This window comes from Mesorhizobium sp. WSM3879, assembly GCF_002294915.1.
Classification (GTDB): Bacteria; Pseudomonadota; Alphaproteobacteria; order Rhizobiales; family Rhizobiaceae; genus Mesorhizobium.
The window spans coordinates 73867-93541 of sequence record NZ_NSFZ01000018.1 but is presented as its reverse complement, the minus strand read 5'-3'; the positions used below and the strand labels follow the sequence as shown (position 1 = coordinate 93541).

The following is a 19675-nucleotide window of genomic DNA, read 5'->3' as shown; positions in this document are numbered from 1 at the left end:
CCCAGCATGAATGGTGAATCATAAACCCGCTGATTTGGGAATCCTCAACGACTCCCAACAATTTCATCCCGCTCTAGCGCGCCAGCCCTGCGATCGACGGCTAACCGCGTCGAACGCGCCTGCGACCCATCACTGTAGTCAGCCACCCCAGCGGTAGTTCAGGTGCAAACCAACGAGATCGACATCCTGATCGATGCGCTCGGTGCTGAAGGGGCCCCCGGGCGCGCCAACGACCGTGAAGGTGGTGGTCTTGTCGGGCATGAACAGGTGATCGTATTCGATCGCGAGTGACCAATTCGGGGCAAAGCCATATTCAAGACCGGCACCCAAGGCACCGCCCCAGCGGGTCTGATCGTCTGTCTCGCCGGCGGGCGTGTCGGGTGAAAAGAGAACATAGAAACGGTCGTGAGTCACGGCCGCGCCTCCCTTGACGTAGAATAGGGCGTTGTCGACGCTGTACCCGACTTGGGCGGTCAGCAAGCCAAACCAGTCGACATGGGACCGATTTATGAAGACGGGAACAACGATGTCGACGTTGGAACCTTTCAAATCGGCCCAATTCCCTTGAGCCTCCAGGCCGAAGACCCAATCGCTGCGCTGCCAGCGGTAGCCGAGCTGAGAGCCGGCCGTCCCGCCGGTGGCGTTATGACAACCTTCGCTGCCAAAAAACGCTGAGGTCCAGCAGGAGTGGCTCGAGCCCCAGCTGCCATTGGCGCCGATGTAAAAGCCGCTCCAATCATACCCAACGTCGGTCTTCGTAGGGACAGGAACGGCGAGATCGGCGGCGGACGCGTGCGCAACGGCGCTTAGAGCAGCAGCAAAAGCCGCTGCGGCGATCAGAACTCGTTTCATCAGGGTACCCCTCCCGGTTGCATCCACGTTAGCCGAACTCAACCGAAAAATGCTGTTACCTCGGCGCAACAGCAAGGATATTTCCAGAAGCCTGGACGATTCTGGCAGGCACCGCTTTGGCAGCGCAGGCGTGGTCGAGTGAGAGTGGTGCCGCTGCTCGCCCGGTCTCATTTCGTGCGATTCGCCGGTTCCCGAGACGTCCGTCTCGTCTCGGCCGGCACGATCTGTCCGGACTTCGTCGCGCCTGTCGAAAAATGTTTTAAGAAAATTTTCGGCGGATTCTAATGGGTTAACCGGCCAGTAACATTAACGCGCTTTAATCATGACCAGTTTGTACCGGGTCTGTGCGGGTTAGTGCGATGCAATTCAATGGTTTGAAGGCAAACGGACGCAATCTGGCGCGCGGCTGCGCCGTCCTCATGATCGCCGGTGCCGCGGCAGGCTGCAGCTCCCAGGCGATGCGCTTCAATGGTGTCGACGACGTCTTCACATCGTCCACCAACAATCAGCGCGCCATCATCAACAAGCAGAATGTCGACCAGCCCTATCCGGGCGATACGGTCGCGCCGGCCCCAGTCGACGGCAGTCACACCCAGTCGGTGAGCCGCTCCAGTCTCGAACCGGTGACGTCCCAGCAATTGCCGCCGCCCTCGGCGCCGGCCACCGCCAAGCCGATACGCACCGCCTCGGCCCCGGCACTTGCGCCGGCTCCTGCCGCGCCGCATCTCGACAGGACGGCCACCAACACAGTCGCGCCGGCCAAGCCGTTCAAGACCGCCGAGCCCGACGCGGTGCGCAACGCAAGCGCGGCGCCACACGCGACCGAGATCGTGGTGAGGGAAGGCGAGACGATTTCCGGTCTCGCTCGGCAATATCATGTGCCGGCCGATGCGATCATCAAGGTCAACGGGCTCGATGCCAACAAGGGCATCAGAACCGGCCAGAAGATAGTCATTCCGGCCTATGCCTATTCGAGCAAGGGGGGGCCGAAGGTTGCCGACAGCACCAAGCCCGCCAACACACCGAAGCAGCCCGCCGGCGCGCCGGAGAAGGTTGCCGTGCTGCCGCAGCAGCCAAAACTCAAGGACGGCAAATCCGCCGCGCAGGTCGATGCATCGGCGGCGGCCAGCGGTTCGAAGAGCGCCACGCCCGCCCAGATGGCCGAGGCAAAGCCGGCCGGCGCCGGCGGTACCTACACCGTTCAGCAGGGCGATTCCCTGTCTTCGATCGCCCGCAAGACCGGCGTCGGCGTCACGGCGCTCAAGCAGGCCAACGGCATGAAGGACGGCCTCTTGAAGATCGGCCAGACGCTCAAGGTTCCGGCCGGCGGCACCGTTGCCGTCGCTGCCGCGAAGCCTGTCGCGACCAAGCCGACCGTCGATCCGGTGACGACGGCAACCACGCAGCCGCCGGCAAAGACCACACCGTCGGAGACGCTCGCCTCCTACACGCCGCCGAAGAAGGACGCCAAGGTCATCCAGCAGGCCGAGGACGACGATGCAGTGGCGCCCGATGCGACCGGCATCGGCAAGATGCGCTGGCCGGTGCGCGGCCGCGTCATCTCCGGCTTCGGCTCCGGCAAGGACGGCGTCGATATCGCGGTGCCGGAAGGAACCCCGATCAAGGCGGCCGAAAACGGTGTCGTCATCTATGCCGGCGACGGCCTCAAGGAGTTCGGCAACACAGTGCTGGTGCGCCACGAGAACGGCCTGGTCACCGTCTACGGCCACGCCAGCTCGATCGAGGTGCAGCGCGGCCAGAAGGTCAAGCGCGGCCAGGAGATCGCGCTGTCCGGCATGAGCGGCACCACGGACTCGCCGAAGCTGCACTTCGAGGTGCGCAAGAACTCTGCCCCGGTCGATCCGAGCGGCTATCTCGAATAGAACAAGAACAAATTGCGGGCCGCCTGACCTCCAGTCCGGCCCGCCGGCTTAGCCCGCTCCGCCAGGAGCGGGCTTTTTCAGGGCAGCCGGTGATATGGGCTATCAGTCCTTCAGCGGCTTGCCGAGCCGTCCGGCAAGATCCTGGGTGAACTGCCAGGCGACGCGGCCGGAGCGGCTGCCGCGCGTCGTTGCCCATTCCAAGGCTTCCGCGCGCAACGTCTCGGGATCAATCGCGAGGGCATGGTAACGGACATAGCCGTCGATCATGTCGAGATATTCGTCCTGCGAGCATTTGTGGAAGCCGAGCCACAGGCCGAAGCGGTCGGAGAGCGAGACTTTTTCCTCCACCGCTTCCGACGGGTTGATGGCGGTCGAACGCTCATTGTCGATCATATCGCGCGGCAGCAGGTGCCGACGGTTCGACGTGGCGTAGAAGATGACGTTGGCCGGGCGGCCCTCGACGCCGCCTTCGAGCGCCGCCTTGAGCGACTTGTAGGAAGTGTCGTCATGGTCGAAGGAAAGGTCGTCGCAAAACAGGATGAAGCGGTAGGGCGCCGCCTTCAACAGGCTCATCAGCTTGGGCAGGGTGTCGATGTCCTCGCGATGGATCTCGATCAGCTTCAGCGGCCGGTCAAGCTTGTCCGAGGCATTGACCTTGGCGTGCACGGCCTTGACCAGCGACGACTTGCCCATGCCGCGCGCGCCCCAGAGCAGCACATTGTTGGCGGCGAAGCCGGACGCGAAGCGCTCGGTGTTGTCGAGCAGGATGTCGCGGACCCGGTCGACTCCGCGGATCAGGCCGATGTCGACGCGATTGACCTTGTGGACCGGCTCCAAGTAGCCGGGATCGGCCTGCCAGACGAAGCAATCGGCCACGCCGAGGTCGGTCTCGGGAACCGCTGGCGGGGCGAGACGGGAGACCGCGTCGATCAGGCGGTCGAGCTTTTTGTTCAGGGCATCCAGGCTATCGGTCATTTCCGGTCTTTCGCTTTGGCAATCACGGAACGCGAAACGGATCCGTGGCTGCGCACCAAGAACCAACTGCAAGCTTCTGTTGTAGCACGATCTTTTCGGCCGGCTCTAACCGGCTTCCGGCTGCGACGCTCTAGCACGCGCCAAACGGCTGGAAAAGCAACGGATTCGGCGGGTCGCGCAGTTGCATTGGCAACTTTACCGACTATATTCCGCCCAAATTTCGCGGGGCCGTCCCGGCGGTATTTCACCATCCAGGAGTTTCTTGATGTTCGTCACACCGGCATACGCCCAAGGCGTCGGCACCTCGCCCGATATGTTCATCAGCATTTTGCCGTTTGTCCTGATTTTCGTGATCATGTATTTTCTGATCATCAGGCCGCAGCGCACGCAGCTGAAGAAGCGCCAGGAAATGCTGGCCGCAGTGCGCCGCGGCGATACGGTGGTGACCGGCGGCGGTTTCGTCGGCAAGGTGACCAAGGTGATCGACGACAATGAGCTGGAGATCGACCTTGGCGGCGGTACCAAGGTGACGGCGCTGCGCTCGACGATCTCCGACGTGCGCGTCAAGGGCGAGCCGGTGGCGAACCAGAACGCCAAGAAGTAATCACCACCTTGATGGCGGAACGCTGCCGCTTGTACGCCTGAACGGATAAGAACGAATGCTTTATTTCTCGCGCCTGAAGATGATCCTGATCTGGCTGGCCGTGGCCGTCACAGTGGTCCTCGCCGCGCCCAACCTGTTTCCGGCAAGCATGCTGGCGCAACTGCCGAGCTGGGTGCCAAAGCGGCAGATGACGCTCGGCCTCGACCTTCAGGGCGGCTCGCACATCCTGCTTGAAATGAATCAGAACGATCTGATCAAGGATAGGATGGAGACGACGCGCGACGAGATCAGGACGCTGCTGCGCGAGGCCAATCCCAAGATCAACTACACCGGCCTTTCCGGCTCCGGCCGCACCGTGCAGGTTCGCATCACGGACCAGACTCAGATCGACCAGGCCAAGAAAGTCCTGAAGCCGCTGACCGATCCGGTGGCGGCGGGACTGTTCAGCGGCGGCTCCATCCAGGAAATGTCGCTGGATGACTCCGAGCCCGGCCTGCTCAAATTCACGGTCACCGACGCCGGCCTGAAATACCGCACCTCGACGGCTCTGTCGCAGTCGATCGAAGTGGTCGAGCGGCGAGTCAACGAGCTCGGCACGACCGAGCCGATCGTGCAGCGGCAGGGCGACGACCGCATCCTTGTCCAGGTGCCGGGCCTGCAGGATCCGCAGCGACTGAAGGAAATCCTCGGGCAGACCGCCAAGCTGACCTTCCAGATGGTCGACCAGTCGATGCCTGTGCAGGATGCGCTGAAGGGCCGTCCGCCCGCAGGCTCTTCCGTCCTCTACTCGCAAGACGATCCGCCGGTCCCGTATCTCATCGAAAACCGCGTCATCGTTTCCGGCGAAAATCTGGTCGACGCGCAGGCGACCTACAATTCGCAGACCAACGAGCCAGTGGTTTCGTTCCGTTTCGATTCCAAGGGCGCGACACGGTTCGGCCAGGCGACGGCGCAGAATGTCGGCAAGCTGTTCGCCATCGTCCTCGACAACCAGGTGATTTCGGCGCCGCAGATCCGTGAGCCGATCCTGGGCGGTACCGGGCAGATTTCCGGCAATTTCACCCCGCAGAGCGCCAATGACCTTGCCGTGCTGCTGCGCGCCGGCGCGCTGCCGGCAACGCTGACGGTCATCGAAGAGCGAACGGTCGGTCCAGGCCTCGGCCAGGATTCCATCCATGCCGGCAAGGTGGCGGGCGTGATCGGTTCGATCCTCGTCGTCGCCTTCATGTTCGTCGCATACGGCTTCCTCGGCTTCCTCGCCAACATCGCGCTGGCCGTCCACGTGGCGATGATCGTTGCGCTGCTGTCGCTGCTGGGCGCCACGCTCACTTTGCCCGGCATCGCCGGCATCGTGCTCACCATCGGCATGGCGGTGGACTCCAACGTTCTGATCTATGAACGCATTCGAGAGGAGCGGCGACTTGGCCGCTCGGTGATCCAGTCGATCGACACCGGCTTCGCCAAGGCGCTGGCAACGATCGTCGACTCCAATGTCACGTCGCTGATTGCCACCGTGGTGCTGTTCTGGCTGGGCACAGGACCGGTCAAGGGTTTCGCCATCACCTATGCGATCGGCATTCTGACCACCGTTTTCACCGCCTTCACCTTCACCCGCATGCTGGTGTCGATCTGGTTGCGCCGCGCCCGTCCGAAGGAATTGCCGCGCGCGCCGGTCACCTTCATTCCGCCCGGCACCAGGATCCCATTCATGGGTATCCGCCGCTGGACGTTCGCTTTGTCCAGCATCTTGTCGATCCTGTCAGTTGTCGGGTTCCTCACCATCGACATCAATTACGGCATCGACTTCAAGGGCGGCTCGATGATCGAGGTGCAGTCCAAGCAGGGCGACGCCGATCTCGGTGACATCCGCAACAGGCTCTCCGAGCTCAACATCGGCGAGATCCAGGTGCAGCAGTTCGGCGCGCCGAACGACGTTCTGATCCGCGTCGGCACGCAGGACGCCGGCGAGAATGCCGAGCAGACAGTCATCGACAAGGTGCGCGGCGAACTGCAGGACCAGTATGACTTCCGCCGCGTCGAGGTGGTCGGACCGACGGTCTCCGGCGAGCTCGCCAAGCAAGGCACGATCGCCATGCTCATCGCGCTGGTCGGCATCCTGCTCTATGTGTGGTTCCGCTTCGAGTGGCAGTTCGCCGTCGGCGCCATCATCGCCACGGTGCACGATGTGGTGATGACCATCGGCTTCTTCGTCATAACCGGACTGGAATTCAACCAGTCGTCGCTGGCGGCGATCCTGACCATCATCGGCTATTCACTCAACGACACCATCGTCGTCTATGACCGCGTCCGCGAAGACTTAAGAAAATACAAGAAGATGCCGTTGCCGCAGCTGTTGAACAACGCCATCAACGAGACGCTGTCCAGAACCACGCTGACCTCGGTGACCACCATCCTTGCGCTGTTGGCACTGGTGCTGTTCGGCGGCGAGGTGATCCGCTCCTTCACGCTGGCGATGCTGTTCGGCGTGGTGTTCGGCACCTATTCGTCGATCTTCATCGCCGCGCCGCTGCTGATCCTCTTCAAGCTCAGGCCGCAGGCCGCAACCGCCGAAGAGACCAAGCCGGCGAACGGCAAGGCCGTGGCGACCTGAAGCCGTCAGAGCCGGATGATCTCAGGTCGAGTCGACCTGACATCTGAATCCGCTCTAATCAAAGAGATAGAGCATGATGTCGTCCGAAAACCGCTTCACCCTTTTCGGCATCATGCTCTAGCCCCATGGCCAAAGGCATCGTCATCCGCGAGGCGCATTTCCCGGGCAGGGCGCCGGTCGAGGCCTATGGCAATGGCGGGTTCCGCTTTGCCGACATGTCCCATCGAGGCTCGCTGCTCTGCCTGCCGTCCGGTATCCATGGCTGGGAGCCGGCCGATCCGTCGGCGCTGAAGGCCTCCGACTTCGACAAGCTGTTCGCCCAGGCCGACAAAGTGGAAATCCTGCTGGTCGGCACCGGCAAGGATCTGCGGCCGCTGCCGGCGGCGCTGCGCTCCGCGCTGAAAGAGGCCGGCATTTCGGCCGACCCGATGTCGACGGGCGCGGCCGTGCGCACCTACAATGTGCTGCTGGCCGAGGACCGTGCCGTGGCAGCAGCGCTCATTGCCGTCGATTGATGGTCGGCATGCCCAACATCGTCATGGATGCGGTGCGTGTCGCAGACCATGATCGCTATCTATCCGCGCTCTACGCGCCCGCCGACAGGCGTGACGCGTTGCTTGCGCTCTATGCCTTCAATGCCGAGGTCGCCGGCGTTCGCGACCGCATCCACGAGCCGCTGCCGGGCGAGGTCCGGCTGCAATGGTGGCGTGATGTCATCTCGGCCGAGGGCGAGGCGGAGACAGGTCATCCGACCGCCGACGCGCTGAGGGCGGCGATTGCCGCCAACCATCTGCCGAAGGCCGCTTTCGAGAACATGCTCGAAGCGCGTATCTTCGATCTCTACAACGACCCGATGCCGTCGCGGACCGACCTGGAGGGTTATTGCGGCGAGACGGCCGCGGCGCTCATCCAGCTTGCGGCGATGGTGCTCGATCCGAATGCCGCGCCGCGCTTTGCCGAACTGGCGGGCAGGGCGGGCTGCGCGCAGGCCATCACCGGCTTGCTGCTTTTGTTGCCGCTGCACCGTCGCCGTGGACAGTGCTTTATCCCCTCCGATATGCTGGCAGCCGCCGGCTCCTCGCCGGAAGAGTTCGTCAAAGGAGCGGGCGATGCTGCCGCCGAGCGCGCGGTTGCGGCGATGATCGCGCTGGCGCGAGAGCATCTCGGCGCTTTCGAGAAGGGCGCGTCGGCTCTCCCCGGGACGTTGCGCCCCGCCTTCCTGCCGCTGGCGCTCACACATGCCTATCTCGACAGGATGGAAAAGCCGGGTCGGTCTCCACTCGGGGGCACTTCGACCCTCTCAACCTTGCGCCGGCACTGGCTGCTCTTGCGTCATGCCATGCATGGCTGGACGCCCCTTTGACGTAAACGTCAACCATGCTAGGGGTTCTGCGCGTGGACTCGCATCAGAGAAATGCGAGCCAGCGGAGGACCGCCTTTCCATGAGCCTGCCAGTTTTGGTCGTCCTTGTCGTGTTCGGCATCGCGCTGTCGGTGGCGGCCGTGCATTTCACCGGCGGTACGACGACCGCGACGCTTGCCGGGGCTGAACACGCGCTCGCACGTTTTGCCGAAGACTTTCCAGACGAAAAGCCTGGGGCGGTCAGGCTGACATCCGACAGGCAAGCCGCCATTCTGGAACTCGACCCGCAGCGCTGCGGCATCGTCCAGAGCATCGGCGACTGTTTCCTAACCCGCATCGTCACGCCGCGGGATGTGCTCGCCCTGGTGCGGGAAGGTAATGTCTTGTCGCTGAAAATGGATGATTTCACCTGGAAAGGCGGGCGATTTGCCTTCGCCGACGAGGCAGACGCGCTGAGCGTGGGGGCGGTGCTGCTGAGGCACGATCAGATCCGAGAGGCGGCGTGATGGACGATTACAATTTCCCGCAGGTCACCCAGCTTGCCATCCCGTTCTTCGTCACGGCGATCCTGATCGAGCTCTGGCTGGTACGCACCGGCCGCGCCAAGGGATCGTTCGAGACGCGCGACACGTTGGCCAGCCTGATGATGGGGACGGGCAATGTCGTCGCCGGCCTGCTGCTCGGTGTCGTATCCTACTGGGCGCTGCTGTGGCTTTGGCAGTTCCGTTTCTTCAATCTCGGCCTGTCGATCTGGGTGTTTGTCGCCGCCTTCCTGCTCGATGATTTGCGTTACTATGTCTACCACCGCATCGCGCATCGGGTGCGCTGGGTTTGGGCCGAGCACGTCAACCATCATTCCAGCCAGCATTACAATCTCTCGACGGCGCTCCGGCAAAGCTGGACCGGCCTCTTCACCTTCATGTTCGTGCTGCAGGCGCCGCTGGTGCTGCTCGGCTTCCATCCGGCCGTCATTGCCTTCGTCTTCGGCTTCAACCTCGTCTGGCAGTTCTGGATCCACACCGAAACGATCGGCAAGATGTGGGGCTGGTTCGAATTCGTCTTCAACACGCCCTCGCACCACCGCGTCCACCACGCCACCAATCCGCGCTATCTGGACGCCAACTATGCCGGCACGCTGATCATCTGGGACCGCATGTTCGGCACTTTCGTCGCGGAACTGGACGAGGACCGGCCGCGCTACGGCATTGTCAAGAACATCGGCACCTTCAACCCGCTGAAGGTCGCCTTCCATGAATGGATCGGCATGTTCAAGGATGCGATGATGCCGGGACTGACGCTCGGCCAGCGTCTCAGCTATCTGATCCGGCCGCCAGGCTGGAGCCATGACGGCTCGCGCGATACGTCGGAGACGTTGAAGGCGGCCTATGTGCGGAGGAATCCGTCCGAAGCAGGAAAGCCGGGATTGCCGGCGGCGAGTGCCGAGCCGGCGGAGTAGCTATTCCGCTGCCTGCGCCTGCGAAGGCAGGCCCAGCCACACGCGACAATCGGCCAATGCGCGCGCCGTGATCGCGCGGCGCTTGGCAACGGTCTTGTCCTTGCCGCGCAGGCGCTTGCCTTCAGACTTTGGAGCCTCGACCGGCGGGAACAGGCCGAAATTGACGTTCATCGGCTGGAAGGAGCGCTTGCCCGGCTCGTCGTCGGAGACGATGTGGCCTCCGGTAATATGGTTGAGCAGCGCGCCGAAGGCCGTGGTCGACGGCGGCAGTGAGGCCGCCCGGCCGAGCCGTTCGGCCGCGGCGAAGCGGCCGGCGAGCAGGCCGATCGCGGCGCTTTCGACATAGCCTTCGCAACCGGTGATCTGGCCGGCAAAACGCAGGCCGGGGCGCGACTTCAGCTGCAGCGACGGATCGAGCAGCGTCGGCGAGTTGATATAAGTGTTGCGGTGCAGGCCGCCGAGGCGGGCGAATTCGGCATTCTCCAGTCCGGGAATGGTGCGGAAGATGCGGACCTGCTCGGCATGCTTCAGCTTGGTCTGGAAACCGACCATGTTGTAGAGCGTGCCCAGCGCATTGTCCTGGCGAAGCTGCACCACTGCATAGGCTTTGACCGACGGATTGTGGACGTTGGTCAGCCCCATCGGCTTCATCGGCCCGTAGCGCAGCGTCTCGACGCCGCGCTCGGCCATCACCTCGATCGGCAGGCAGCCGTCGAAATAGGGCGTGCCTTCCCACTGCTTGAACTCGGTTTTTTGGCCGTCCAGCAACGCCGCCACGAAGGCGAGATATTGCTCCTTGTCCATCGGGCAGTTGATGTAGTCCTTGCCGGTGCCGCCGGGGCCAACTTTGTCGTAGCGCGACTGGTACCAGCAGGTGTTCATGTTGATGGTGTCGAAATGCACGATCGGCGCGATGGCGTCGAAAAAGGCGAGCGCATCGGCGCCGGTTGCTTCGGCAATCGACTGCGCAAGCGAAGGCGCGGTCAGCGGACCGGTGGCGATGATCGCCTGGTCCCAATCCGCCGGCGGAAGTCCAGACACTTCCTCGCGCTGGATGGCAATCAGCGGATGCGCTTCGATTTTTGCGGTTACTGCCTCGGAAAAAGCGTCGCGGTCGACGGCTAAAGCGCCGCCGGCCGGGACTTGGTGCGCGTCGCCGGCGCTCATGATCAGCGAGCCGGCGAGCCGCATTTCGGCATGGAGCAAGCCAACTGCATTGGTCTCGGCGTCGTCCGAGCGGAACGAGTTGGAGCAGACGAGCTCGGCGAGCCCGTCGGTCTTGTGCGCGTCGGTGCCGCGCACCGGGCGCATCTCGTGCAGCACGACCGGCACGCCGGCTTCTGCGATCTGCCATGCGGCTTCGGAGCCGGCGAGGCCGCCGCCGATGACGTGAACGGGATCTTTGCTCATGAGCGCCGAGATAGTCGCTTGGCGCGGCGAATGCAATTGCCGGCTTCGACGGGCCGACTACCTCCAAAACAACAACACCCGCCGGGGGAGGAGGTCCGGCGGGTGTCGTTTTGGGGGTCGATCCTCGGGAGGAGGTGAAGATCGACCATATTCGTCATTGCCGGGGAGGAGGTCGGCTTTGACGAAATTCCTTCCGCCAATTGAAGGGGCGGATCCTTTCGGAGAACAACGCCCGCCGGGGGAGGAGGTCCGGCGGGCGCCGTTTCGGTGGTCAACCTTCGGGAGGAGGTAAAGGCTGACCGTATCCGTCAGGGTCGGGGAGGAGGTCGACCCTGGCGAGATTCCTTGTCAAACCGCCTTGCGGGCGATCATCTTGATCTCGTCGCGAACGATGCCGAGATCATTGAGCTGGCGGTTCGAAAGCCGACCCAGCTCAGAAACCGTCTCGCGATAAACGCGCCAGTTACGGTAGCTGCGGATCAGGTTCATTGTCTTGCTCTTCTCAAAAACTGGTTCGGACCATTCGCGGTCCGAAGCGGATTAGACCGCCTTGCGAGCGACGTAGTGAATGTCGCTGCGGCTGATGCCGAGGTCGGTCAGTTCACGGTTTGACAGGCGGCTCAGCTCGGAAACGGTGTCCCGGTAGCGGCGCCAGTTGCGGTAGTTGCGGATCAGGTTCATGGTAGTGCTCGTTTCGTCTTTGGTTCGGATCATTCCGTTTGTGTACGAACGGAAAATAGGCGGGGTCATATCGGTTTAAAAGTGCCATTGGTGCATGGCAGCAATGCAAATTGTGCAATGCAACATTAACGGCGATTCACGCTTGCGCCATAAGCAAGACCGAATCGGAAAATGCCGTTGCGTCAACGATTTGCGGCGCGCGGTTGTAAAATGGCCAAAGCTCGGGGGGAACGGATGGCGGGCTATGCGACGAAGGTGAGGGCCGATATCGCCCGCTGGCGGGCGGCGGGCCTGATCGACGCGCCGACGGCGGACGCATTAACGCGTGACGTTGCCGCCAACGATCGCGCCTCGCTGAGCTTCGACTCTATCCTGGCGATGATGGCGGCGTTACTGTTCGGTGCCGCGATCCTGATCTTCGTCGCCGCCAACTGGGAAGCCATTCCGCGCCTGGCGCGCGTGACGGCGCTGTTTGCTGTCATCCTCGGCGGTTATGTCGCTGGCGCCGTTCTGAAGACACGCGACCATGCGGCGATCGGTGAGGCGCTATGGATCATCGCCGCCGCGGCCTTTGGCGGGTCAATCGCGCTGATCGGTCAGATGTATCATCTGTCGGGCGACGAGGCTTCGGCATTGCTGACGTGGTGCGCCGGCACGGCGCTGGCGGCGGTCGCATTGCGCTCGAACCCGCTCACCGTCGCCTCCGTCGGCATCGCCGATGCCTGGCTGTTCCTTAAATGGGGAGGATTTTTCCGCCGTGCCGAGTTCCCGCATCTCTTCGCCGCTATCGTGCTGGTGCTGTTCGCCATCTCATTCTGGACACGCAGCCAGGCGGCGCGGCACGTCATCATCCTTTCGATCGTATTCTATCTCCTGCTGCTGGCGATCGACCACAACACGCTCCAGGTCGCGATTCCGCTCGTGCTCGTCTCGATGCTGCTGTTCGCGGCAGCGATCTTTGTCGCCGAACCCGTCGACAGCGTCGTGCAACTCGGCGGCAGGCTGCCATTGCATGCGCTCATCGGCTTTCTTGCCGGCCTCGCAATGGTCCAGTTCGAACTGGCCGATGAGGCGAGCTACAACAGCGGCTTTGCCATTGCCTCGGCAGCCGCGCTTGCCGGCATCGTCGCGGCGATCATGCTCGGCGGCCGTGAAAGCAGAGGCTTGCGCTGGGTGGCGTATGCCGGCTTTGCCTTCGAGCTCGCCATTATCTATGTGGTGATGTTGCAGTCGATGCTCGACACGGCGGGCTTCTTCCTGTCCGCGGCCGTGCTGCTGGGAATACTGGCGCTGGTCATCATCCGCGTTGAAAAACGAATGAAGACGCCCGCCGGAGGAGCAGCGGCATGAGCGGCAAAAGACTGATCATCGCGGCGCTGGTGACGGCGCTTGTCCAAATCGGCTTGCTGGGCTGGATCATCGCCGGACGCGCGGCGATCCTGCGCAACGGCAAGGAGGTCCTGCTCAAGGTTGAGCCCGTTGACCCGCGCGATCTTCTGCGCGGCGATTATATCTCGCTTGGCTATGACATCTCGCGCATCCCGGTGAAGCTTATCGCCAACATTCCGCCGGGCAAGTTCACCAGCAACGACTCCGAGATCGTCGTCAGGTTGAAGAAGGCTGTGGACGGCTACTGGCAGCCGAGCGCGGCATGGTTCGATCAGGCGCCGGCGCCTGCCGCTTCCGATGAGGCCGACATTGTCGGGCATGTAGCGGATGGCTGGGATCTGCGCTCACCCGAGATGACGATCACGCCGGAATACGGGATCGAGCGTTTCTACCTGCCGGAGGGCAAGGGGATGGCGATCCAGAACGACATGCGCGTGCGGCCGTTCGGCGTCAAGCTGGCGCTCTCCGCCGATGGCAAGGCGCAGATCAAGGCGCTCATGGACGGCGACAAGACGCTGTTCGAGGAGCCGCTTTATTAGTGTGTTCGGGCCTGGGCGTCAGCGCGACGGTCCGGGTTAACGACGGTCCTGGTTATGGCCGGACATCGCCCGTCTCGGCGATGATTTTGGGATAGGGACCGATCGATATCGTATAGCTGAAGTCCGCTACGCCTTTCTCCTGCTTGTGTGTCGAGGGGCTGCGCACAATCCAGTCGTAGATGCCTGAGACGTTGCAGCGATCGTTGGCGCAGCTGACCGCAATGCTGTCATTGCGGACGTTGTATCCGCGTTCAGGCCATCGCTGGTAATAGCTCCTCTTGTCCTCAATGATCGAACTTAGGTTCGTCAACTTGCCATGATAGTCGACCGTGGGAGCGTAGGACGCCCGAGCCTGAGCAAGAGCGAAATCGTTGTTATCGCCATGATGCTCGATGAGATCCCTGACGAAGGCGACCGCAACGCTTTCCGGCTGTTGCCTGGCGTCGGGCGCAGGAGCGGACACGGACGCAGGATCCGGCGTCGTTGATACCTGCAATGCATCCGCTTGCGGCTGGTTCGCTGCGGCATTGGTCACACGCAACTCTGCCATTTCGCTGGCCGATAGGTACCGTATGTCATGCTTGTCATAGCTCGAAGCCAATTCCATCAGCTTGGGATCCGCTCCCATCTCGACCACATAGGATATGATTGCGGCCGTGCCGAACTGGAAACGGGCCTCCGCGTCTTCATTTGACATCCCGTCGGCCGGTTTGAGGGACGGCCGATGAACGCCGATGGAACCTGGTTCGGCAACGCGGTGGACGCCGCCCAGGAAGGCCAGTGAGCAGGCTGAAGCGCACTGCAATTGGCGAAGCTGAAAAGTATCCAACCCCGCCGCGCGGATCAGTCGCCCCAAGCGAATCGCACTGCCGACGTTGCCGCCGCGGGAGTTGAATACGATCATCCTGGCCCTGCTGCTCGCAACCGCGTTGCTGAAGGCGTTCAGGGATTCATTGGCGCCAAACTCACCGGATACAAGAAGCATTGGCTGCTGGCCCGGAGAGGAAACCGAAGTGTACTCCAAGGCCTCAACGTGACATGTCGCTGCCGCGACAGCCGACCCAACCGCCAGAACCAGAGAAACTAGGCGCACAACCTGACAGAGCCCCAACCTGCCTGTTGCTGCGACTAAGAACCTGTTGACGCGCTATTTCAAGGGAATTGCACACGAAAAAGCGGATTGTCTGCTCGAGCCTTGCGTGCGCCGCCAGGAGTTGATGGCTCCGGTCCTTCCTGCCAAAGGTTCGGAGGACACCCTTCGCTCTGACGACCATGGGGTGGCCTACCACCAGAAGCTCGCAGGCGAAGGGTGGTGCGGATGAAGGGACTCGAACCCCCACGCCTTTCGGCACTGGAACCTAAATCCAGGGCGTCTACCAATTCCGCCACATCCGCGTTCCCCGGCAATCCCATGTAGCCATCATTCTGTCAATGTCGGGGTCCAAGTCACCGTCATTCTCGTAATCGCGAAGATGGTTGAAAATTAGCCTAGCCTGTGACAAAAGGCGTGTCGAATGTGACGGGACGCGACTATCCGCTTCTGCCGAATGCAAGAAGAAGTAGGAAAAACAAAGACTTCTTCACATTTTGGAAGCGCAGTTCAGGAGAGTTTGAGCCGCATTGGCGGTCAAATCACCAGGTTCCGTACCAAAGCCATTTCCGGCAAGATTATACCGGCAGGCTGTGAACGGCTAAGGACCGTTTGGCAGCCTCGTTGGTGAAAACAAAGGTTTTAGGATGCAGGTCACCGAAACGCTCAACTCCGGTCTCAAGCGCGAGATCAAGATCACCGTGCCGGCCGGTGACATGGAAGCCAAGCTGATGGCGCGGCTGAACGACGCCCGCGGCAAGGTGCGGATCAATGGTTTCCGCCCGGGCAAGGTACCGGTGCAGCACCTGCGCAAGATGTACGGCAAGTCGTTCATGGCCGAGGTGGTCAACGAGATCCTCAACGACTCGACCCGCTCGATCATCTCGGGCCGCGGCGAAAAGGCCGCCATGCAGCCTGAAGTCATCATGACCGAGGACGAGAAGGAGGCGGAGAAGATCCTGGCCGGCGGCGCCGACTTCGAGTTCCGCCTCAATTACGAGGTCATCCCGGCCATCGAGGTCAAGGATTTCTCCGACATCAAGGTGACGCGTCAGGTTTACGACGTGCCGGAATCGGAGGTCGACGACCAGGTGAAGCGGGTCGCTGAATCGGCTCGCAGCTACGAGCCCAAGGAGGGCAAGGCCGCCGAAGGCGATCGCGTGAGCATCGATTATGTCGGCAAGATCGGCGGCGAGGCGTTCGCCGGCGGCGCCGGCACCGACCAGCCGCTGGTGCTGGGCTCGAAAGAGTTCATCCCGGGCTTCGAGGACCAACTGGTCGGCACCAAGGCGGGCGATGAGAAGCAGGTCACGGTGACCTTCCCGGAGAACTACCAGGCAGCGCATCTGGCCGGCAAGGAAGCCACCTTCGACGTCACCGTCAAGGAAGTCGCCAAGCCCGGCGCGCTTGAGATCAATGACGAGACGGCCAAGAACCTTGGCCTGGAATCGCTGGAGCGCCTGCGCGAGATCGTGCGCGGCCAGATCGAGAACCAGTTCGGTTCCATGACCCGCCAGAAGGTGAAGCGCCAGCTGCTCGACCAGCTCGATGCCGCCTATTCCTTCGAGGCACCGTCGAAGCTCGTCGAGGCCGAGTTCAACAACATCTGGGCGCAGGTCAACCGCGACCTCGAAGCCGCCGGCCGTACCTTTGCCGACGAAGAAACGACGGAGGAAGAGGCGCGCGCCGAATATATGCGCCTGGCCGAACGTCGCGTGCGTCTCGGCTTGGTTCTTGCGGAGATCGGCGAGAAGGCCGGGGTCACCGTGTCGGACGATGAACTGCAGCGCGGCCTGTTCGAGCAGGTTCGCCGCTTCCCGGCCAACCAGCAGCAGGAAGCTTTCGAGTTCTACCGCAGCAACCCCGAGGCGATTAATTCGCTCCGCGCGCCGATGTTCGAGGAAAAGGTCGTCGACTATTTGCTGGGCCAGATTTCGGTCGAGGACGTGAAGGTCAGCAAGGAAGAGCTGATGGCGGACGACGAGGAGGCCGAGAGCGCCAGCAAGGCGAAGCCGGCGAAGAAGGCTTCCTCCAAGAAAGCCGAGGCCAAGGCCGGCGAAGCAGCCGGTGAGGCGGAAGAGCCCAAGAAGAAGGCCGCACCGAAGAAGAAGGCCGCCAAGGACGCCGAATAAAACCGGCGATAAGCTGATTTCGAAAGGCCGCCCACGAGGCGGCCTTTTTCGTTCATGTTCTCTGTTGTTGCTGCGGGGCAACACCACCCGCTTCAGATGAATGCACGCTGCTGGCGATACCGAACATTGATGATTATCTGCTCGATATCACATTGCGCAGGGTCGTTTGGAGGCGTCGGTGGGTGTGGCATTCACGATGAGGGGCGTGGTGGTTACCGCGGCGCTCTTGCTTGCCGCGGCCGGTGTGGCAGAGGCCGGACCCGATCTCGGCAACTGGCGCGTCGACGCAGGCAACGACGGTCAGGTGACCGCGTCGCTATACGCCACCAACAAGCTGATCACCGGCGGCGGCGCGCTGGGCTACAGTCCGGTGCTGACGCTGGCCTGTCGACCGGACGGCGAACCGCGCTGGAGCGAATGGCTGCAACTCAACGATTCAGTCTCCGCCAGCCGCAAGATCACCATGTCGGTCATGGTCGATGGCGGCGGCAAGTTCGATGAAAGCTGGTCTGTCGGCCCACGCGGTAAAATGCTGGTCAGGGACGGAGCCGATGGCATCAAGCGGCTGGTTTCGGCGAGCCGGCTGTTGCTGTCATGGCGCTTCGGCCTGCTGTCGGGACGCGGCGAGGCCGATTTCGAACTCGCCGGACTGTCCGAGGCGATCGGACAGATGGCTGCAAGCTGCAATACCGATCCGCCGTGAGTCTCAGTACACGGCCTAAAGGGCGTCGCGAGGAGCCGGACTCAGGCGACGCGCTTTAGGTCCGTGTTTTGATGCATGTCGTTCTGCCAGAACCGCTGCGCAGCTTGGGCGACGTGCACCTTCGCACAAATTGCCGTTTCTACCCATCGGCTTGATACCGTGGTATGTAGATGCCGCAATTCCATTGGTGGGACCACGGATATTCCGCTGTACCGTGCAGGCGCCCCAGCGCAGCTGGCGTGGTGCGGATCGTCCGGCGCAGATGACGATCGATCAGGGAGGAATGCCATGCGCGCAATCGCACTTTTCATCGCCTCGGCGGCCACGATCTTCATTGCAAGCCCTTCGCGGGCGCAGGATGCAGCCGCAGGCGAGAAGGTCTTCACCAAGTGCAAGGTCTGCCACATTGCAGACCAGGACCAGAACAAGGTCGGCCCGTCTCTGCACGGCGTCATCGGGCGCACGGCGGGCACGCATCCCGGTTTCACCTTTTCCCCTGCTATGATCGAGGCCGGAAAATCCGGCATCAAATGGGATGAGCCCACGCTGACGAAGTATCTTCAAGACCCCAGGGGCATGATCAAAGGGACGAAGATGGTGTTTCCCGGCCTCAAGAACGATCAGGACGTAGCCAACGTCATTGCTTACCTGAAACAGTTTTCGAAGTAAGCGGGCCCTTCCAGGCCCGTCGGTGGCGCCGGCTCGCTCCGACCGAGGGCGGCCGGCATGACGCTGCTGGAATGCCGCCGCCGGCCCTGTCATGCAGGCAGCGCAAAGAATCCCAGCACCAACAGAATGGCGATGCCAAGGCCGAGTATGAGAAGCGTTCGCGTGTCCATGACGTTCGCCTTCGACCAGGCGCATGACCCGGAAATCGGGAACGGATCACGGGCCAATCAAAGTGATCCAGCCTCCTTTGCGCGTACCGGAGGCGCTGCGTTGTAGCTGTATAAGAATACCGCAAAAAAACCTCTCGAACCAGCGTGGCGCTCTGGCCGGCCACCGCACCCTCGTTCCAATGAAAAGAGACAAATCGGGCGCAATGGAGTATGTTGGCTGCCGGTGCAGGTCGCGGTTTTGCGTGGCCAACATGCAGAGCGGTAGCACCGCGAATCCGCGACCTTGCCGGACCCTGGTCTGGAGGATTGGTCATGGCAAGCTTTCACGTCATTGCAGGCGCTAGCGAAACGCTCGAGCATACCAGAGTGAGAAAGATCGGCATTTCCGATCTTTTCGACGCGCTCAGGCGCGGTGTCGACGATTTCATGGTGAAACCTTCGCACATCGTGTTTCTGTGCATGATCTATCCGCTCGTCGGCGTGGTGCTTGCTACCTGGACATCGGGAGCGAACGCGCTGCCACTGCTGTTTCCGCTGGTGTCCGGTTTTGCGCTGATCGGCCCATTCGCGGCGATCGGTCTTTACGAGATCAGCCGCAGACGGGAAGCCGGGCTCGATGCATCCTGGCGCCATGCCTTCGAGGTCAGGAACTCCCCGGCGCTGCCGGCCATCGCCGCGGTCGGGATCATGCTGTTCGCGATCTTCATCGCCTGGCTTTTGACCGCCAAAATCTTCTACGAGCAGCTGTTCGGTCCCGCGCCCCCGGCATCGCTGTCCAGTTTCATCGCTGAGATATTCGCCACCGGGCGCGGTTGGACCCTGATCGTGCTTGGTCACGCCATCGGATTCGTCTTCGCCGTGGTCGTGTTGTGCACCACCGTGGTGGCTTTTCCGCTGCTGCTTGATCGCGATGTCGGCGCCTACGAAGCCATTCACACTTCCGTACGCGTAGTGCTGGCGAACCCCATCGTAATGGCCGTCTGGGGACTGATCGTCGCCGTTGGGCTGATCGTCGGCTCACTGCCGGTGTTCGCGGGGCTGGCGGTTGTGCTGCCAGTCCTCGGCCATGCCACCTGGCACGTGTATCGTAAGGTCGTGGAAGCGCCGGCCGCCGCCCCAAGACCGGCGAACTCGTAGACCCTGTCGAGC

Annotated in this window: 19 protein-coding genes and 1 tRNA gene; 13 read left to right on the top strand and 7 right to left on the bottom strand. The window is 62.3% G+C overall.

Features of this window, described 5'->3' with window-relative positions:
• Positions 1 to 138: 138 nt before the first annotated feature.
• Positions 139 to 852 (bottom strand): outer membrane beta-barrel protein, encoded by a 714-nt coding sequence (locus CK218_RS28045; protein WP_095829609.1) that lies wholly within the window; start codon positions 850 to 852, stop codon positions 139 to 141.
• A gap of 359 nt (positions 853 to 1211) precedes the next feature.
• Here CK218_RS28045 and CK218_RS28040 point away from each other — a divergent pair, with 359 nt between their 5' ends.
• The gene (locus CK218_RS28040) at positions 1212 to 2735 is read left to right on the top strand and encodes a LysM peptidoglycan-binding domain-containing M23 family metallopeptidase (protein ID WP_095829608.1); all 1524 of its coding nucleotides are present in this window, start codon (positions 1212 to 1214) and stop codon (positions 2733 to 2735) included.
• A gap of 102 nt (positions 2736 to 2837) precedes the next feature.
• Here CK218_RS28040 and CK218_RS28035 read toward each other — a convergent pair whose 3' ends face one another.
• On the bottom strand, positions 2838 to 3710 hold the full coding sequence (locus tag CK218_RS28035; RefSeq protein WP_095780734.1) for an ATP-binding protein: 873 nt from the start codon (positions 3708 to 3710) through the stop codon (positions 2838 to 2840).
• A gap of 265 nt (positions 3711 to 3975) precedes the next feature.
• Between CK218_RS28035 and yajC the strand changes: the two genes are divergently transcribed.
• The 6 genes from yajC to CK218_RS28005 all read left to right on the top strand — a co-directional run bounded on the left by yajC (position 3976) and on the right by CK218_RS28005 (position 9743).
• Complete coding sequence (gene yajC / locus CK218_RS28030) at positions 3976 to 4314, top strand: preprotein translocase subunit YajC (protein ID WP_067000009.1); 339 nt, start codon at positions 3976 to 3978, stop codon at positions 4312 to 4314.
• Positions 4315 to 4369: 55 nt separating this feature from the next.
• On the top strand, positions 4370 to 6925 hold the full coding sequence (gene secDF / locus CK218_RS28025; RefSeq protein WP_095829607.1) for a protein translocase subunit SecDF: 2556 nt from the start codon (positions 4370 to 4372) through the stop codon (positions 6923 to 6925).
• A gap of 125 nt (positions 6926 to 7050) precedes the next feature.
• On the top strand, positions 7051 to 7440 hold the full coding sequence (locus CK218_RS28020) for an Mth938-like domain-containing protein (RefSeq protein ID WP_067000016.1): 390 nt from the start codon (positions 7051 to 7053) through the stop codon (positions 7438 to 7440).
• Positions 7441 to 7448: 8 nt separating this feature from the next.
• Positions 7449 to 8288, top strand: a complete 840-nt coding sequence (locus tag CK218_RS28015) for a phytoene/squalene synthase family protein (protein WP_245435217.1) — start codon at positions 7449 to 7451, stop codon at positions 8286 to 8288.
• A 79-nt stretch (positions 8289 to 8367) separates the two neighbouring features.
• Complete coding sequence (locus CK218_RS28010; RefSeq protein WP_095829606.1) at positions 8368 to 8793, top strand: hypothetical protein; 426 nt, start codon at positions 8368 to 8370, stop codon at positions 8791 to 8793.
• Positions 8793 to 9743: a sterol desaturase family protein gene (locus CK218_RS28005; protein ID WP_176477710.1), complete on the top strand. Its 951-nt coding sequence runs from the start codon at positions 8793 to 8795 to the stop codon at positions 9741 to 9743. Before CK218_RS28010 ends, CK218_RS28005 begins: the two co-directional genes overlap by 1 nt.
• Here CK218_RS28005 and trmFO read toward each other — a convergent pair whose 3' ends face one another.
• The 3 genes from trmFO to CK218_RS27990 all read right to left on the bottom strand — a co-directional run bounded on the left by trmFO (position 9744) and on the right by CK218_RS27990 (position 11834).
• A complete protein-coding gene (gene trmFO / locus CK218_RS28000) occupies positions 9744 to 11153 on the bottom strand; it encodes a methylenetetrahydrofolate--tRNA-(uracil(54)-C(5))-methyltransferase (FADH(2)-oxidizing) TrmFO (protein ID WP_095829605.1) in 1410 nt (469 codons plus the stop codon).
• A 348-nt stretch (positions 11154 to 11501) separates the two neighbouring features.
• Complete coding sequence (locus CK218_RS27995; protein WP_067000031.1) at positions 11502 to 11642, bottom strand: DUF1127 domain-containing protein; 141 nt, start codon at positions 11640 to 11642, stop codon at positions 11502 to 11504.
• Between the two features lie 51 nt (positions 11643 to 11693).
• Positions 11694 to 11834: a DUF1127 domain-containing protein gene (locus tag CK218_RS27990; protein WP_006335194.1), complete on the bottom strand. Its 141-nt coding sequence runs from the start codon at positions 11832 to 11834 to the stop codon at positions 11694 to 11696.
• 234 nt (positions 11835 to 12068) lie between these two features.
• On the opposite strand from CK218_RS27990, the gene CK218_RS27985 reads away from it, so the two are divergent.
• Entirely contained in the window at positions 12069 to 13184 is a 1116-nt protein-coding gene (locus tag CK218_RS27985; RefSeq protein ID WP_095829604.1) for a DUF2157 domain-containing protein, read from the top strand.
• Positions 13181 to 13762 carry a GDYXXLXY domain-containing protein gene (locus CK218_RS27980; protein WP_095778412.1) on the top strand — a complete coding sequence of 194 codons (582 nt, stop codon included), beginning with the start codon at positions 13181 to 13183 and terminating at the stop codon, positions 13760 to 13762. The genes CK218_RS27985 and CK218_RS27980 overlap by 4 nt, the downstream gene beginning before the upstream one ends.
• 52 nt (positions 13763 to 13814) lie before the next feature.
• Here CK218_RS27980 and CK218_RS27975 read toward each other — a convergent pair whose 3' ends face one another.
• Together CK218_RS27975 and CK218_RS27970 are read right to left on the bottom strand one after the other, a co-directional pair.
• Positions 13815 to 14747: a hypothetical protein gene (locus CK218_RS27975; protein WP_095829603.1), complete on the bottom strand. Its 933-nt coding sequence runs from the start codon at positions 14745 to 14747 to the stop codon at positions 13815 to 13817.
• A 325-nt stretch (positions 14748 to 15072) separates the two neighbouring features.
• A tRNA-Leu gene (locus tag CK218_RS27970) sits at positions 15073 to 15157 on the bottom strand.
• Between the two features lie 342 nt (positions 15158 to 15499).
• On the opposite strand from CK218_RS27970, the gene tig reads away from it, so the two are divergent.
• From tig to CK218_RS27950, 4 genes are all read left to right on the top strand, one after another.
• Positions 15500 to 16984: a trigger factor gene (tig, locus tag CK218_RS27965; protein WP_067329599.1), complete on the top strand. Its 1485-nt coding sequence runs from the start codon at positions 15500 to 15502 to the stop codon at positions 16982 to 16984.
• A gap of 196 nt (positions 16985 to 17180) precedes the next feature.
• Complete coding sequence (locus CK218_RS27960; RefSeq protein ID WP_095780726.1) at positions 17181 to 17687, top strand: hypothetical protein; 507 nt, start codon at positions 17181 to 17183, stop codon at positions 17685 to 17687.
• A 288-nt stretch (positions 17688 to 17975) separates the two neighbouring features.
• Positions 17976 to 18356, top strand: coding sequence for a cytochrome c family protein (locus CK218_RS27955; RefSeq protein WP_067000047.1), 381 nt, complete (start codon positions 17976 to 17978; stop codon positions 18354 to 18356).
• Positions 18357 to 18838: 482 nt separating this feature from the next.
• Positions 18839 to 19663 carry a DUF2189 domain-containing protein gene (locus CK218_RS27950; RefSeq protein WP_095829602.1) on the top strand — a complete coding sequence of 275 codons (825 nt, stop codon included), beginning with the start codon at positions 18839 to 18841 and terminating at the stop codon, positions 19661 to 19663.
• Positions 19664 to 19675 lie beyond the last annotated feature (12 nt).

What these genes read in the sequence shown, in the direction of transcription:
- CK218_RS28045 (WP_095829609.1), bottom strand. Translation starts at nt 852, where the DNA reads ATGAAACGAGTTCTGATCGCCGCAGCGGCTTTTGCTGCTGCTCTAAGC.
- CK218_RS28040 (WP_095829608.1), top strand. Translation starts at nt 1,212, where the DNA reads ATGCAATTCAATGGTTTGAAGGCAAACGGACGCAATCTGGCGCGCGGC.
- CK218_RS28035 (WP_095780734.1), bottom strand. Translation starts at nt 3,710, where the DNA reads ATGACCGATAGCCTGGATGCCCTGAACAAAAAGCTCGACCGCCTGATC.
- yajC (WP_067000009.1), top strand. Translation starts at nt 3,976, where the DNA reads ATGTTCGTCACACCGGCATACGCCCAAGGCGTCGGCACCTCGCCCGAT.
- secDF (WP_095829607.1), top strand. Translation starts at nt 4,370, where the DNA reads ATGCTTTATTTCTCGCGCCTGAAGATGATCCTGATCTGGCTGGCCGTG.
- CK218_RS28020 (WP_067000016.1), top strand. Translation starts at nt 7,051, where the DNA reads ATGGCCAAAGGCATCGTCATCCGCGAGGCGCATTTCCCGGGCAGGGCG.
- CK218_RS28015 (WP_245435217.1), top strand. Translation starts at nt 7,449, where the DNA reads ATGCCCAACATCGTCATGGATGCGGTGCGTGTCGCAGACCATGATCGC.
- CK218_RS28010 (WP_095829606.1), top strand. Translation starts at nt 8,368, where the DNA reads ATGAGCCTGCCAGTTTTGGTCGTCCTTGTCGTGTTCGGCATCGCGCTG.
- CK218_RS28005 (WP_176477710.1), top strand. Translation starts at nt 8,793, where the DNA reads ATGGACGATTACAATTTCCCGCAGGTCACCCAGCTTGCCATCCCGTTC.
- trmFO (WP_095829605.1), bottom strand. Translation starts at nt 11,153, where the DNA reads ATGAGCAAAGATCCCGTTCACGTCATCGGCGGCGGCCTCGCCGGCTCC.
- CK218_RS27995 (WP_067000031.1), bottom strand. Translation starts at nt 11,642, where the DNA reads ATGAACCTGATCCGCAGCTACCGTAACTGGCGCGTTTATCGCGAGACG.
- CK218_RS27990 (WP_006335194.1), bottom strand. Translation starts at nt 11,834, where the DNA reads ATGAACCTGATCCGCAACTACCGCAACTGGCGCCGCTACCGGGACACC.
- CK218_RS27985 (WP_095829604.1), top strand. Translation starts at nt 12,069, where the DNA reads ATGGCGGGCTATGCGACGAAGGTGAGGGCCGATATCGCCCGCTGGCGG.
- CK218_RS27980 (WP_095778412.1), top strand. Translation starts at nt 13,181, where the DNA reads ATGAGCGGCAAAAGACTGATCATCGCGGCGCTGGTGACGGCGCTTGTC.
- CK218_RS27975 (WP_095829603.1), bottom strand. Translation starts at nt 14,747, where the DNA reads ATGCTTCTTGTATCCGGTGAGTTTGGCGCCAATGAATCCCTGAACGCC.
- tig (WP_067329599.1), top strand. Translation starts at nt 15,500, where the DNA reads ATGCAGGTCACCGAAACGCTCAACTCCGGTCTCAAGCGCGAGATCAAG.
- CK218_RS27960 (WP_095780726.1), top strand. Translation starts at nt 17,181, where the DNA reads ATGAGGGGCGTGGTGGTTACCGCGGCGCTCTTGCTTGCCGCGGCCGGT.
- CK218_RS27955 (WP_067000047.1), top strand. Translation starts at nt 17,976, where the DNA reads ATGCGCGCAATCGCACTTTTCATCGCCTCGGCGGCCACGATCTTCATT.
- CK218_RS27950 (WP_095829602.1), top strand. Translation starts at nt 18,839, where the DNA reads ATGGCAAGCTTTCACGTCATTGCAGGCGCTAGCGAAACGCTCGAGCAT.